Origin of the sequence: Gordonia sp. N1V (assembly GCF_029269935.1) — a bacterium.
Lineage (GTDB): Bacteria > Actinomycetota > Actinomycetes > Mycobacteriales > Mycobacteriaceae > Gordonia > Gordonia polyisoprenivorans.
This window is the reverse complement of record NZ_JARJDD010000010.1, coordinates 99,118-112,245: the sequence shown is the minus strand read 5'-3', so window position 1 is coordinate 112,245 and position 13,128 is coordinate 99,118. Positions and strand designations below refer to the sequence as shown.

The window sequence follows — 13,128 nt, the reverse complement described above, 5'->3', positions numbered from 1 at the left end:
ACGAAAAATCGGTGGCCGCCGATGCCCGGCGTCGGGCAAGCTCGTGAGGTGAGTTCGTCGACGTCCGCCCTGCCGCGCGCGCTGCGCCCCTTCGGCGGTGGGCAGTATCGGTTGCTGGCGGCGGGCCTGATGTTTGCTTTGTTCTCCGATGGCGTGTGGACGATCACGCTGGTCTGGCAGGTCATCGGTCTCGGCGGTGGACCCGGCCAGGTGTCGCTGGCGACCGGCTTGGCCGCGGTCGGCATGGTGATCTCGACGCTGGCCGGCGGCGTGCTCGCCGACCGGGTGTCGCAGCGTTCCATCATCATCGGGCTCGAGATCGTCAAGATGGCGGTCTTCGCGATCGTGGCGTTCTGCGCGATCGGCGGCGTCCTGACGATGCCCGTCGTGGCCGCGGCGGCCGTCTTCGGCGGCATCACCACCGGCATGTACTACCCCGCATACTCGGCGTTGTTGCCGGGCATCGTCGCCGCCGATGAGCTGCAGGCCGCCAACGGCATCGAGGGCATCGTCCGGCCGGTGCTGTTCCAGGCAGCCGGCCCGATGATCGCCGGAGCGGTGATCGCCGCGGCCGCCCCCGCCCAGGCGGCGCTGGTCGCCGCGGTGGCCAGCGTGGGTTCGGCCCTGTGCTATCTGCGGATGCGGCCGGTGCCGTTGCGTCGTGACCCGAACACCTTGCGCGGTCCCGCGATTGCCTCGATCGTCACCGATCTGGCCGAGGGATTCGCCTACATGTGGCGCACGCCGTGGTTGTGGTCGACGCTGTTCTTCGCGACCATTCTCGTGCTGGCGACGATGGGGCCGATCGAGGTACTCATCCCATTCGCCCTGCGGGAGCGGGTGCACGGCGGTGCCGGTGACCATTCGCTGGTGCTCGCGGCCTTCGGCGCCGGAGCCGCGATCAGCTCGCTGGTGTTCGCCTCGATCCCGATGCCGCGGCGATACCTCACGTTGATGTTCGGGTTGTGGGGTTGGTCGTCGATTCCGTTGGTGCTCATGGGCGTTGCCGGACACACCTGGGTGTTCATCATCGCCGGATTCATCATGGGGGTGTTGTTCGACGGGCCGATGGTGTTGTGGGGCACGCTGTTACAGCGTCGCGTCCCGCCTGGGCTGTTGGGCCGGGTGGCCAGTCTGGACTTCTTCGTCTCGGTGGTGCTGATGCCGGTGTCGATGGCGTTGGCGGCCCCGGTCAGTCACGCGATCGGACTCACCGCGACGTTCGTGGTGTGTGGGCTGGCGCCGGTACCGTTCGCTGCGGTCTTCTACGTCGCGGCCAAGCTGTGGCGTGACGAGATCGATCACCCGCTCGATCTCTCCACTCCCGGGCCGGCCGTCGCGGTGATGCACGACGAGATGTCGGCGTCGGCGTATGTCGATGCCGAGAACGCCAGGGTGTCCGATCAGGACTGATCCGCCGCGCCGAGGAACTCCGCGGCGGCCTCCACGATCGACTCCGTCAGGGCCGAGAGCAGGGGCGAGGCGAGCTTCCAGTACTGCCAGTAGAGCGGGACGTCGACGCGCCGTTCGGTGAAGGTGACCAGGCGTCCCGCGTCGAGAGCGTCGGCGATCTGCACCCGCGGGACCGCGCCCCAACCCATCCCGTACTCGACCGCTCGGTGGTACTCGGTGGAGGCCGGGATGTAGACCGCCGGTGGATCGGCCGGTGCTGGACTGAGCATGCGCAGTACCTCGCGCTGCAGATTGTCGCTGCGGTCGTATTGCACCATCGGCGCCCGGGCCAGCGCGGCCTCGGTCGGGCCGTCCGGCATCCATCGGGCCAGGTAGTCCGGGGTGGCGACGGGGATGTAGCGCATGACGCCGAGCATCTGCATCCGGCAGCCGCGGATGCGGTCCGGGACCGAGCTGATCGCCCCCAGCACCTCACCGGTCCGCAAATGGTCGGCGTTGCGGCTCTCGTCGTCGCGGATCACCTCGACGGCGGCCGGGTGGCCGTGGTGGAACCGGGCCAGCGCGGGCAGCAGCCAGGTGGCCAGTGAGTCGGCGTTGGCCGCGATAGGCAGGTGCACGAGGGGCTGGTCGTCGTGCGCGCCGTCGGAGGTGACGCCGGTCAGCTCCAGCCGCGCCTCGGTGGCCAGCAGTTCCCACTGTTCGGCCAGCCGGAGCAGCACCTCCCCGTCGCGCGTCGCCCGCACCGGTTTGGTGCGCTGGACCAGCACGCGACCGATGGAGTGCTCCATCGCCTTGATGCGTTGGCTGATCGCCGACGGTGTGACGTGCAATTCCGCCGCCGCGGCCTCGAAAGTGCCCGCCCGCAACACGGTCGCCAGCGTTTGCAGGCCGTCCTGACTGACATCCATATGAAGTCACTCTAATGATTCATGAGAAACATTCGCTGGCCTTCGGATTGTCGCGCTCCTAGCGTTGTCGACATGAACGCATTCCTGCTGCCGGCACTGGCCGGCCTGCTGACCGGTGCCGGGCTGATCATCGCGATCGGACCGCAGAACATCTTCGTTCTGCAGCAGGGTGTGCGACGCGTCCATGTGGCCCCGGTGGTGGCGGTCTGCGCGATCTCCGACGTCGTGCTCATCACCGCGGGGGTGGCCGGCCTCGGTGCGCTCGTAAGCGCCCACCCGAGCGTGGTGACCGCGGCCAAGTACCTCGGCGGGGCGTATGTGATCGTGCTCGGGCTGATGGCCGCCCGACGCTGCCTGCGCAGTCGGGAGGCGATCGCCGACAATGCCGGCGAGGTCACCACGGCGAGTCGCTGGGTGGCGATCGGCACGGCGCTGGCCCTCACCTGGCTCAATCCGCACGTCTACCTCGACACCGTGCTCACCATGGGCGCCATCGCCAATAGTCATGGAAATGGCAAGTGGGCCTTCGCAATCGGAGCCTGCTGTGCGAGCCTGATCTGGTTCTCACTCCTGGGCGGCGGCGGTCGCCGCATGGCGCCGATCTTCGCCAAGCCTGTCGCATGGCGCATCCTCGACGCCGTCGTCGCCGTGGTCATGATCGGGATGGGCGCTGTGTTGGTGGGGTCGGCGTAGGGCGTCATGCCGGTGCTTTTGTGTGTCGACCTCGGCGATGTGTGTCCTGCAGGACACACAAACCCGAAGTCGGCACGGATTCGCAGCGCCTCGCGGGCTCAGACGAGCCCGTGCCGATACGCGTAGGCAACCAGCGCCGCACGGTCGCGGCACGCGGTCTTGGCGAGCAGGTGATTGACGTGGGTCTTGACGGTGCTCACGCCGACGACGAGGTGGGCGGCGATCTGTTGATTCGACATCGCCTGCGCGATCAGGCCGAGCACCTCCACCTCACGCTCGGTGAGACCGTCGGGCGCCTCGGCCGGTGCCGCCTGCGCAGCCGACCGCTCGTGGGACAAGACCGCGCGCAACGCCTTCTCGTCGAGCATCGACCGACCGCCGGCCGCGGCGAGCACCGCCGCCTCGATGGCCTCGGGATCGGCGTCCTTGTTGAGGAATCCGACGGCCCCGGCGTCGAGGGCCTCGACGATCGTGGTGTCGTCGTCGTAGGTCGTCAACGCCACTGCGGCAGTGCGTGATCCGTCGGCGCGCAGCCGTCGTATTCCCTCGATGCCACCGATCCCCGGCATGCGGAGATCGGTGAGCAGCACGTCGGGGTCGGTCCCGGCGACGAGGTCGAGGGCGGATTCGGCCGAGGCCGCCACCCCGAGGACCTCGATGGTGTCGAACAGCGAGAGCATCGACCGCAGGCCCTCGCGCACCACGGTCTGATCGTCGGCGATCACCACCGTCACCGTCACGTCGTCACCCTCTCGTCGTCACCGTCACGTCGTCACCGCCATGATGAGCTCGAATCCTTCCTCGCACGGGCCGTGGGTCAGCCTACCGCCGGCCGCCGCGACCCGTTCGGCGAGACCGGCCAAACCGTATCCGCCGCTGTCGTGTTCGCGATCGGTGAACCCGTCGGGATCGCCGACGGAGAGCATCCGGAGGCCCTCGGACCCGAACTCCATGCGCACCGGTGCGCCCGCGGCGTGGCGTAACGAGTTGGTCAGCCCCTCCATCACCACCGATCGGGCGATTGCGGCCCATCCGGCGTCGAGATCGTCGGGCGAACCCGCGACCGTCACCTGCAATTCGGTTGCGGTACCGAGGCGTTTCAGGGTCGGCTCCAGCCAGGCGCTCAACGGTGCGGCGCTCGCCGCGGGTCCGTCGCGCAACGATCGGACCGCTTCTCGTGCCTCACCCAGGCCGTCCTTCGCCAAGGTCGTTGCGGTGTCCAGCTTTTCGGCGAGGTCGGCCGAAACACCCTCGCGTCGGGCGACGAGCGCGGCACCCTGCAGGGTGATGATCAACCCGGACAAGGTGTGGGCGAGCACGTCGTGGAGTTGGGCGGCGAGTATCCGACGGTTCTCCGCATCGACGGCACGCGCGCGCTCGGAATCGATGATCTCCTGTTGTGCTGCAGCGACTTCGGCGACCTCACGCCGGTAGCGCCGAAGATGCACCCATCCGAACACCACCACGGCGACCATCAGATTGATCACCAGCGTCCACCCGGATTGATGTAGTTGTGACCAGTGGACCGTCAGCGCGAGCATCGGGACGGCGGCCAGGGCGGCGGTGACGGGGAGGGCAACGGGTGCAAGCGCGGACGCGGCCACGCCGAGTTGGGGAATCCACACGGTCGCGCCGCCGGCGAAGGCGACGCCGACGACGACGGCGGCACCGATGACGATCGCCGAGTCGCCGAGTGAGGTGGAGGAGAGAAAGCGCGGCGCGGTCGTGGGTTGCATGCCCCCACGCACCAGGCAGACCACGAGAACCGCGGTGGCGATCCATCCAGGCGCCACGCGCCACGGTGGCACCGACGTCGTGTCGAGTACCGCCGAGGCGATCACCAGCGCGCAGACCGCGTACCGCACCGCGAGGATGTCGGGGCTCGCCCGCCCGGGGTTGAGAACACGCGCAATGCTGGGCACGACTCACCGTATCGAGGGTGTGCCCGCTCGCGGAGTCGCACGCGCAAGGATCAACCCGGCATCCACCCCGGGGTGGACGACCTCGTCGCGAGAGTTGGCGAGAGTGAAGGCATGTCCACAAACACAGCTCTGCCCATCGTTGTCGGCGTCATCGTCCTCGGCTACATCTTCTACCGCCAACTCACCGAACGGCCGATCAAGGACAACCCGCTCAAACTCCCGGTGATCCTGCTGGTGATCGGCGTCATCAGCTCCGTGAACTACCTCCAACACGCACCGCGGTTGACGGTCGGTGAGGTCGTCTCGACGCTGCTCGGGTTCGTGGTGGCCGCGCTCATCGCCGTTCCGCGCGGGCACACGATGCACATCTACCGCAACGCCGCGGGGGTGATGGTGCGACGGGGCAATGCGGTGACCATCGCGCTGTGGTTCGTCGCCATCGGCGCGCACCTGGCCATCGCGGTGTTCGGCCCGACGGTCTTCGGTGAGCCACGGGGCAGCCTCGGTGGGCTCGAGAGCGCGACGATCCTGGTGTTCCTCGGCATCAGCCTCGGGGTGCAGGGGCTCGTGGCGCGCAAGCGCGTGCTCGCCCACGGCCGGACCGCACACAGCCTCGCCGGGTGAGCGGTGCGTATCTTCGACTGCGATGCCCGACGATGGATGTCGCACGGGCTGCCGACACGAGGAGGTCGCGATGACCACGCCGGGGTGGGGACGCATCCGCCAGAACGACATCTACACCGCAGGCATTCACGATCGGCGCCCCACGGTGCCCACCGACTTCGCCGAACTCGAGCGTCGTGCCCGCAAGGCAATGTCGGAGCGGGCGTGGGCCTACATCGCCGGCGGTGCGGGGGAGGGGCGGACGATGGCGGCCAACCGGGCGGCCCTGGATCGGTGGGCGATCGTGCCGCGTGTGCTGCGCGATGTGTCGCAGCGCAGCCTCGAGACGGAATTGTTCGGTGCCCGGTTGCCCGCGCCGATCCTGTTCGCGCCGGTGGGAGCGGGTGGGCTGGCCATGCGTGACGCCGACGTCCACATCGGGCACGCGGCCGCCGAACTCGGTGTGCCCTACATCTTCTCCAATCAGGGCAGTGCGCCGATGGAACGGGTGGCCGCCGAGATGGATCGTGTGAAATCCGGTGCGCCACGCTGGTTTCAGCTGTATTGGTCCACCGACGACGATCTCGTCGGCTCGCTGCTGCGCCGCGCCGAGAACGCCGGCGCCCAGGCCGTCGCCGTCACCCTCGACACCACGATGCTCGGATGGCGACCCCAGGATCTCAACCTCGGTTCGCTGCCCTTCGCCAAGGGTGAGGGCATCGCCCAGTACACCTCCGACCCGCGGTTCACCGAGATCGTCGCCGGTCGCGCCGCGGGTGCGCCCGGCGAAAAACCCGAGATCTCGCTCGGCGCCCTCAAGACCCTGTTCTCCATTGCCCGCAACACGCCGGGAACGTTGCTGCGCAACCTGATCCGGCCCGAGCCGCGCGTGGGTGTGCAGACCTTCCTCGACATCTACTCGCGTCCGTCGCTGAGCTGGACCGAGATCGCCTCGCTGCGCGAGCGGACGTCGCTGCCGATCGTCCTCAAGGGAGTACTGCATCCCGACGACGCCCGCGCTGCCGTCGACGCGGGGGTGGACGGCATCATCGTGTCCAATCACGGTGGCCGCCAGATCGACGGCGAGATCAGCTCACTGGACGCGCTCACCGACATCGCACCGGTCGTCGACGGGCGGTGCAAGGTCCTCATCGACTCCGGGATCTACACCGGCGCAGACGTGTTCAAGGCGCTGGCACTCGGCGCCGACGCGGTGTGCATCGGTCGCCCGCACATGTACGGGTTGGCGATCGACGGCGCCGACGGTGCCCGGGACGTGGTGGCCAACATCATCGCCGAGCTGGATCTCACGCTCGGGCTGGCCGGTGTCACCTCGGTCGACGAGGTGAACACCGACGCGCTGCGACGGATCTGACCCCGCCTGCGACCTCAGACCAGCGGGCGCTTGGTCCGCATCCGCCACTTCACGTCGGCGAGCAGCAGGTTGAACGGGAAGGCGCGCAACGGCTTCGGCAGGCGCATGATGATCGCGCGGGCAATTGCGTTGTGCGTGTCGAAGAATCGCTGCTGCCACGGCTTCATCTCGATGCCCATGGCGGCGCGGAAGCCCTCGGGCAAGAAGCCGAGGGTGAAGATCTCCGAATGCCACCCGAACAGCCGCGAGACGATCGGGTGGGCGAACTCCATGCGAGCGATCGACATGAGGTGATCGCGGATGACCGGGTCGATCTCGAGCCGATCGATCATGCCGTTCCAGTAGTCGTCGAAGTCGGCGCGGGTCGCCGGCCACATCTCTCGTGGCATCTGCAGGGTGGTGCCCATGACGGCGCCGGCCTGGTAGGCCTGTTCGGTGATCGCGTCGGGGTCACCGAAGATGCGCTGCACGTCCTCCCACCCCTTGTAGAGGCAGGCCGCCACCCATAGCTGCAGTTCGGGATCGAAGGCGTTGTACTTCACCGGACTCTCGGGTGTGGAGCGCACCTTGGCATGCGAGCGCCCGACCGCGCGGCGATAGGCCTTGCGCACCTTGGGGTCGCCGCTGGCCGCCACCGCGAGATAGGCGAGCGTGGTGCGGGTGCGCTTGACCGGGTGCTTGAACAGGTTGCCCGAATCCACCCGGCTCTCGTACACGCCGTAGCCGACGGCCGGTAGTGCCAGCTGCATGATCACGTTGGCCGGACCGGCCAGCGTGGCGATGCCCAGCATCTCCATGTTCGCCGCGGGCAGGGCGTCGAGCTCGGCCCGCGACATACGCGCCGCGCGCGGCAGGAATTCGGTGTCCGGGGCGGGTGCGGCGAGGTTGGCCTCGAGGGCACTGTCGTGCGCGAGTGGTGAATTGCCGAGTGCCGTGGCGTCTTGTGTGGTCATGTTCCGACCTCCGATCGGACCGGATGTGCGCGAGACCCCTCGAATCGCGCCAATCTGGTAACGGATGTTTCCCGATTGATTGAACCTGTTCTCGCCGAAAGATGTCAAGGGAGGATGACAAGATGGGAGCCGTGACCGACGGCTCCCCGCGCGATGCGACACCGCAGGCCGAATCGGATGCCGTGCGCGCCGACCCACAGGCCGCCGGTGCACCGCTGCGTTCCTACGGGGGTGTCGACGGCGACGAGCGGATCTCCCGTCGCCGCGAGGCGCTGATGGACGCGACGCTGGAACTCCTCGACGCCGAGGGGGCGGTCACGGTGCGCGGTATCTGCCGGGCGTCCGGGCTCAACCCGCGCTACTTCTACGAAAGTTTCGAATCGGCAGACGCCCTGGTCGCGGCCACGTTCGACCGGGTGATCGAGGAGATCTCGGAGGCGGCGCTGACCGCCTTCGCCGCCGGGGTCGGCGTGGCCGGAAAGGTGTCCGGTGCCGTCGGCGCGATCGTCGACATCGTCGACGCCGACCGCCGCAAGGGGCAGTTGCTGTTCTCACCGTCCCTGCTGTCGCCGGTCGTGGCCGCCAAACGCAACGAATCCACCGGGCTGTTCGCGATGTTGACCCTGCACGCCGCCTCCGATGCGCTCGCGACGGAGGTCGGTCCGGCGGCCATCGCTGCCGCCCAATTCCAGGTCGGGGGGCTCGGTCGCCTCGTCTCCACGTGGCTCGACGACGAGATCCCGCTGGGTCGCGACGAGCTCGTCGCGCTGAGCGTGCGGCTGATGATGTCGCTGGTGGGTGCGGTCACCGACGGTGGTGACGATATGTTGGAGCCATGAGCGACGGAGTGGGTGACACAGGGGTCGAGGAGGCGACAGCGGATTCCCGGTCGGATGGTCCCGAGGGAGCGCACGCGTCGGAGGCCGTGCAGACCACGTCGTCGTGGCGCGATTACGGCGAGGCCGAGCTGCCGGTGCCGCTGGCCGCCGCGCTGGCCGCATTCGCCGAGCACGGCTATCACGGCACCTCGGTCCGGGAGATTGCCGCGCGCGCGGGCCTGTCGGTACCCGGGCTTTATCACCACTACCCGTCCAAGCAGTCGTTGCTGCAGGGGTTGCTCGAGCGCACCATGACCGATCTGCTGGCCCGCTCCGAGCAGGCGATCCGCGAGGCGGGGCCGGAGCCGGTGAGACGCTTCGACGCCGTCGTCGAGTCGCTGTTGCGTTTTCACATGTATCGCCGTGAACAGGCCTTCGTCGGGTCCACCGAGATCCGCAGCCTCGACGACTCCTACAAGCCCACCTACATCGGGCATCGGGACCGACAACAGCACATGGTCGACGAGATCGTCTTCGCCGGGGTGGAGGCGGGCGACTTCGAGACCGAGTACCCCAAGGATGCCGCGCGTGCGGTGGCGACCATGTGTGTCGGGGTCTCGACCTGGTTCAAGCTCGACGGAGAACTCGGTGCCGACGAATTGATCCGCCGGAACCTGGTTCTCGCCCGCCAGATCGTCGGCTACCGTCGGGGCTGAGCTGAGCGCTTGACCCACGACCGGTGGGATGGCAAGGTGTGGTCTCGACAGAGCGAACGCTCGGTCGGCATGGGCTGATCGGGCTTCAGTTGAGGAGACCGAATGCCCATTGACCTGAGTTACGGCGCCGACGTCGAGGATCTGGTCACCAAGACCTCCCGCTTCATCAAGGAGTATGTGCTGCCGATCGAGGAGCGCTTCGGCGGCGACATCGAGGCCGCGGGCGGCGACGAGATCCGCCGGGAGATGAACGCCAAGGCCAAGGCCGAGGGCATCTTCGCGCCTCACGCGCCGGTCGAATTCGGCGGGCTGGGGCTCGACATGTCCGACCGCGCTCCGGTGTTCGAGGCGGCCGGTTATTCGACCTTCGGTCCGGTGGCGCTGCACATCGGGGCGCCCGACGAGGGCAACGTGCACATGCTCGCCCACATCGCGAGCGAGGAACAGCGCCACACCTACCTCGCACCCCTGGCTGCCGGTGATGTGCGCTCGGCGTTCGCGATGAGCGAGCCGTCGCCCGGTGCCGGCTCGGACCCCAACGCCCTCGCCACCATTGCGACCAAGGTCGACGGCGGCTGGAAGATCAACGGCGAGAAGCGATTCATCACCGGGGCCGACGGCGCCGGGTTCTTCATCATCATGGCGCGCACCGCGGGCTCGCCCGGCGACCGGGGCGGTGCGACGATGTTCCTCGCCCCCGCCGACCGCGAGGGCATCGCCGTGGGCCGTCACATCCACACCACCGACCGGTCGATGGTCGGCGGTCACTGCGAGGTCCGGTTCACCGATGTCTTCGTCCCCGATGCCGACGTACTCGGTGAGGTCGACGAGGGATACCGCTACGCCCAGGTGCGGCTCGGCCCGGCCCGCATGACCCACGTGATGCGCTGGATGGGTTCGGCGGTGCGTTGTCAGGACGTCGCGGTCGACTACGTTTCGCGCCGTGAGGGTTTCGGCGGCAAACTCGCCGATCTCGGCATGATCCAGCAGATGGTCGCCGACAACGAGATCGACCTCGCGGCCGCCCGCGCGCTCCTGGTCAAGGCGTGCGCCGAACTCGATCGCGGAGGCCACGCGTCCAACGAGACCTCGATCGCGAAAACCTTTGCCGCCGAGGCATTCACCCGGATCGCCGACCGCTCCATCCAGATGTGCGGTGGCACCGGCGTCTCCGACGACCTGCCGCTGGCCCGCCTGCAGAACGAGCTGCGGCCCTTCCGGGTCTACGACGGACCATCCGAGGTGCACCGGTGGGCGATCGCCCGTCGCACCATCGGGCGTGCCCGCAAGGCCGCAGCGGCCGCGGAGGCCGCCCAGTGAGCGCCGCATTCGATCCCCGGAGCGTCCTCGATCCCGCGGTTCTGCGAAAGTTCCTGGAGGACAACGATGTCGACGTCGCCGGTGATCTGCAGATCGATCTGGTCAGCGGCGGCAAGTCCAACCTGACCTTCTCGGTCACCGACGGGGTGAAGAAGTGGATCGCCCGCCGACCACCCACCGGAGGCCTCACGCCGTCCGCGCACGACATGGCCCGGGAGTGGACGGTGACCAGCGCGCTCGGTGCCACCGATGTGCCGGTGGCGCCGACCGTCGCCTTCGACGCCGACGGTGCGATCCTCGGTGCGCCGTGCACCGTCGTCGAATTCATCGACGGAACCGTCATCCGGACCGCCGCAGAACTCGACGCGCTCTCCGATACGGAGGTCGACCGCAATCTCGACGGGCTCGTCGCCACCCTCGCGGCGCTGCACGCCGTCGACTACGAGACGGTCGGCCTCGGCGAATTCGGCCGCCCCGCAGGCTTTGCCGGTCGCCAGGTGAAACTGTGGGCGCGTCAGTGGGGCATCGTCAAGACCCGAGAGCTGCCCGACGTGGAGCGGCTGTGTGGCATCCTCGCCGACCGCGTCCCACAGGACGCCCGCGCGACCATCGTGCACGGCGACTACCGCGTCGACAACACCATCCTCGACGCCACCGACCCCGGAAAGGTTGCCGCGGTGGTGGATTGGGAGATGTCGACGCTCGGCGACCCGATCGCCGACGTCGCCCTGATGTGCATCTACCGGGAACCGGTCTTCGACACCGTTCTCGGATTCGACGCCGCCTGGACCAGTCCGCGGTACCCGTCGGCCGCCGAGATCGCCCAGCGCTATGTGACCGCGACCGGATACGACCTGGGGGACTGGGACTTCTACCTCGCGCTGGCGAGTCTCAAACTCGGTGTGATCGCCGAGGGCATCAGCCATCGCGCCCGGGCCGGGGCCTCCCCGGAGGCCGGCGCAGAGAAGGCCTCGGAGGCGACGGCGGAGTTCATCGCGGCGGGGCTGCGATACGTCGGGTGAGCACCCGGGCGTAGGCCCTACCGGAAGGTCGCGACACCACCGTCACGGTCGTCGAGGTGGGTGTGCTCGTTGAACGAGACGACCGAGACGCCGCGGCGTCCGACGATCAGCTTGGTCACCGACGCGTTGATCATGGCGCGCGCCACCGCGGGCCACCGCTGCGAGGGCACATCCCACAGGTCGGCGATCCACTGGGCGATCACGCCCGCCGAGGACACCACCAGCACCGTCTGGCTGCTGCCCGCGTGCGCGGCGGCGTCGTGTCCGGCGGCGTCCACGCGTTCGCGGAAGGCGCGGTAGGTCTCGCCGCTACCGTCGTGCGCGGCATCCGGGGTGTCGTCGCGATCGATCCAGGCCGACAGCGAATCGTCGAGCCGTTTCTGATAGTTGCGACCGTCGGCGAACTCGGCCGCGCTCGCCTCGCCGACCAGCGCCGGCAGCGCGTATTCGTTCCAGCGCGGGTCGATCACCGCCTCGGGGGCGTCGTCGAAGCGGCTCAGCACCCCGGCGAGGGTGTCGCGCTGACGCGGCAGATCGCCGCAGATGGCCGTGGTGATCCGCGCGGTCTGCGCGGCCAGGAGATCGCCGGTGAGACCGGCCTGCACGATCCCGGTGGGGGTGAGTCCGCCGACCTCACCGGAGGCGCTCGAGTCCTGCGACCCGACGATCCCGTACGCCTGCGGGTCGGCCTGACCGTGCCGCACCAGATAGATGACACCCATGAACTGAGCCTATTGGGGGCCTCGACGTCGGTGACCTCGAGGGTGGGCATGACCTCTGCCGATGACTTCGCGGGTGCCGACGGGTCAGTCCTTGGTGACGATGCACAGCTGCGATCCCCCGACACCCTTCTCCGGACGGCGCGGACGGCGCAGTTCCGGACCGGGCGGTGGGTGGTGGCGCCGATGATGTTCGTCAATCTGCCCGTCGCCGACGTGTCGCGATCGCGCGAGTTCTTCGGCCGGCTCGGATTCGTCTTCGACGAGATGTTCTGCGATCGGTCCACCCTGTGCATGTCGGTGAACCAGCAGACGATGGTGATCATGCACCGCCGCAACCGTTTCTGCGGCTACGCGTCGTCGCCGGTGGCTGATCTGCGAGCCGGGCGGGAGGCAGTTCTGGCGTTGTCGGCGTCGTCTCGGACCGAGGTGGACCGATGCGCCGACGCGGCGTTCGACGCCGGGGCCACGCCGCTGCGTGCCGCCGACGACCTCGGCTTCATGTATGCCCGCAGTTTCTGCGACCCCGACGGGCACGCCTGGGAGTTCGTGTGGATGGACGGCGCGCAGATCGCCGGCGAGCCGGGTTGACGAAGTGAATGACCGATAGCTGACTCGACAGTAGCGTTGCGCCTGCCGAATGCGATTATTTGTTTCAGCGAATCG

Annotated in this window: 14 protein-coding genes; 9 read left to right on the top strand and 5 right to left on the bottom strand. The window is 68.4% G+C overall.

Annotation, left to right across the window (positions count from 1 at the left end; genetic code table 11):
• Positions 1–21: 21 nt before the first annotated feature.
• On the top strand, positions 22–1,413 hold the full coding sequence (locus P3L18_RS14735; RefSeq protein ID WP_276114467.1) for an MFS transporter: 1,392 nt from the start codon (positions 22–24) through the stop codon (positions 1,411–1,413).
• Here the strand turns inward: P3L18_RS14735 and P3L18_RS14730 are convergent.
• Positions 1,404–2,321: a LysR family transcriptional regulator ArgP gene (locus P3L18_RS14730; RefSeq protein WP_020172610.1), complete on the bottom strand. Its 918-nt coding sequence runs from the start codon at positions 2,319–2,321 to the stop codon at positions 1,404–1,406. The two genes, P3L18_RS14735 and P3L18_RS14730, sit on opposite strands and share 10 nt — an antisense overlap.
• A gap of 72 nt (positions 2,322–2,393) precedes the next feature.
• Here P3L18_RS14730 and P3L18_RS14725 point away from each other — a divergent pair, with 72 nt between their 5' ends.
• On the top strand, positions 2,394–3,014 hold the full coding sequence (locus tag P3L18_RS14725; RefSeq protein ID WP_079931409.1) for a LysE/ArgO family amino acid transporter: 621 nt from the start codon (positions 2,394–2,396) through the stop codon (positions 3,012–3,014).
• Positions 3,015–3,112: 98 nt separating this feature from the next.
• Here the strand turns inward: P3L18_RS14725 and P3L18_RS14720 are convergent, their stop codons facing one another.
• Both P3L18_RS14720 and P3L18_RS14715 read right to left on the bottom strand, forming a co-directional pair.
• A complete protein-coding gene (locus P3L18_RS14720; RefSeq protein WP_014358584.1) occupies positions 3,113–3,754 on the bottom strand; it encodes a response regulator transcription factor in 642 nt (213 codons plus the stop codon).
• 24 nt (positions 3,755–3,778) lie between these two features.
• A complete protein-coding gene (locus P3L18_RS14715) occupies positions 3,779–4,936 on the bottom strand; it encodes a histidine kinase (protein ID WP_276114466.1) in 1,158 nt (385 codons plus the stop codon).
• 111 nt (positions 4,937–5,047) lie between these two features.
• On the opposite strand from P3L18_RS14715, the gene P3L18_RS14710 reads away from it, so the two are divergent.
• Both P3L18_RS14710 and P3L18_RS14705 read left to right on the top strand, forming a co-directional pair.
• Positions 5,048–5,560, top strand: coding sequence for a hypothetical protein (locus tag P3L18_RS14710; protein WP_006369356.1), 513 nt, complete (start codon positions 5,048–5,050; stop codon positions 5,558–5,560).
• A 70-nt stretch (positions 5,561–5,630) separates the two neighbouring features.
• Entirely contained in the window at positions 5,631–6,914 is a 1,284-nt protein-coding gene (locus tag P3L18_RS14705) for an alpha-hydroxy-acid oxidizing protein (protein ID WP_276114465.1), read from the top strand.
• 14 nt (positions 6,915–6,928) lie between these two features.
• Here P3L18_RS14705 and P3L18_RS14700 read toward each other — a convergent pair whose 3' ends face one another.
• Positions 6,929–7,867, bottom strand: a complete 939-nt coding sequence (locus P3L18_RS14700; protein ID WP_276114464.1) for an oxygenase MpaB family protein — start codon at positions 7,865–7,867, stop codon at positions 6,929–6,931.
• Between the two features lie 122 nt (positions 7,868–7,989).
• On the opposite strand from P3L18_RS14700, the gene P3L18_RS14695 reads away from it, so the two are divergent.
• The 4 genes from P3L18_RS14695 to P3L18_RS14680 all read left to right on the top strand — a co-directional run bounded on the left by P3L18_RS14695 (position 7,990) and on the right by P3L18_RS14680 (position 11,743).
• Positions 7,990–8,706: a TetR/AcrR family transcriptional regulator gene (locus P3L18_RS14695; protein ID WP_006369359.1), complete on the top strand. Its 717-nt coding sequence runs from the start codon at positions 7,990–7,992 to the stop codon at positions 8,704–8,706.
• On the top strand, positions 8,703–9,401 hold the full coding sequence (locus P3L18_RS14690; protein ID WP_006369360.1) for a TetR/AcrR family transcriptional regulator: 699 nt from the start codon (positions 8,703–8,705) through the stop codon (positions 9,399–9,401). The genes P3L18_RS14695 and P3L18_RS14690 overlap by 4 nt, the downstream gene beginning before the upstream one ends.
• Before the next feature lie 102 nt (positions 9,402–9,503).
• Positions 9,504–10,721: an acyl-CoA dehydrogenase family protein gene (locus P3L18_RS14685; RefSeq protein WP_006369361.1), complete on the top strand. Its 1,218-nt coding sequence runs from the start codon at positions 9,504–9,506 to the stop codon at positions 10,719–10,721.
• On the top strand, positions 10,718–11,743 hold the full coding sequence (locus tag P3L18_RS14680; protein WP_276114463.1) for a phosphotransferase family protein: 1,026 nt from the start codon (positions 10,718–10,720) through the stop codon (positions 11,741–11,743). The genes P3L18_RS14685 and P3L18_RS14680 overlap by 4 nt, the downstream gene beginning before the upstream one ends.
• A gap of 17 nt (positions 11,744–11,760) precedes the next feature.
• On the opposite strand, the gene P3L18_RS14675 is transcribed toward P3L18_RS14680, so the two are convergent.
• Positions 11,761–12,465, bottom strand: a complete 705-nt coding sequence (locus P3L18_RS14675; protein ID WP_276114462.1) for a histidine phosphatase family protein — start codon at positions 12,463–12,465, stop codon at positions 11,761–11,763.
• Positions 12,466–12,648: 183 nt separating this feature from the next.
• On the opposite strand from P3L18_RS14675, the gene P3L18_RS14670 reads away from it, so the two are divergent.
• Positions 12,649–13,053, top strand: a complete 405-nt coding sequence (locus P3L18_RS14670) for a glyoxalase (RefSeq protein ID WP_276114523.1) — start codon at positions 12,649–12,651, stop codon at positions 13,051–13,053.
• The last annotated feature ends 75 nt before the right edge of the window (positions 13,054–13,128 follow it).

Coding starts and splice junctions, on each gene's coding strand:
- P3L18_RS14735 (WP_276114467.1), top strand. CDS start 22: ATGCCCGGCGTCGGGCAAGCTCGTGAGGTGAGTTCGTCGACGTCCGCC.
- P3L18_RS14730 (WP_020172610.1), bottom strand. CDS start 2,321: ATGGATGTCAGTCAGGACGGCCTGCAAACGCTGGCGACCGTGTTGCGG.
- P3L18_RS14725 (WP_079931409.1), top strand. CDS start 2,394: ATGAACGCATTCCTGCTGCCGGCACTGGCCGGCCTGCTGACCGGTGCC.
- P3L18_RS14710 (WP_006369356.1), top strand. CDS start 5,048: ATGTCCACAAACACAGCTCTGCCCATCGTTGTCGGCGTCATCGTCCTC.
- P3L18_RS14705 (WP_276114465.1), top strand. CDS start 5,631: ATGACCACGCCGGGGTGGGGACGCATCCGCCAGAACGACATCTACACC.
- P3L18_RS14700 (WP_276114464.1), bottom strand. CDS start 7,867: ATGACCACACAAGACGCCACGGCACTCGGCAATTCACCACTCGCGCAC.
- P3L18_RS14695 (WP_006369359.1), top strand. CDS start 7,990: ATGGGAGCCGTGACCGACGGCTCCCCGCGCGATGCGACACCGCAGGCC.
- P3L18_RS14690 (WP_006369360.1), top strand. CDS start 8,703: ATGAGCGACGGAGTGGGTGACACAGGGGTCGAGGAGGCGACAGCGGAT.
- P3L18_RS14685 (WP_006369361.1), top strand. CDS start 9,504: ATGCCCATTGACCTGAGTTACGGCGCCGACGTCGAGGATCTGGTCACC.
- P3L18_RS14675 (WP_276114462.1), bottom strand. CDS start 12,465: ATGGGTGTCATCTATCTGGTGCGGCACGGTCAGGCCGACCCGCAGGCG.
- P3L18_RS14670 (WP_276114523.1), top strand. CDS start 12,649: ATGATGTTCGTCAATCTGCCCGTCGCCGACGTGTCGCGATCGCGCGAG.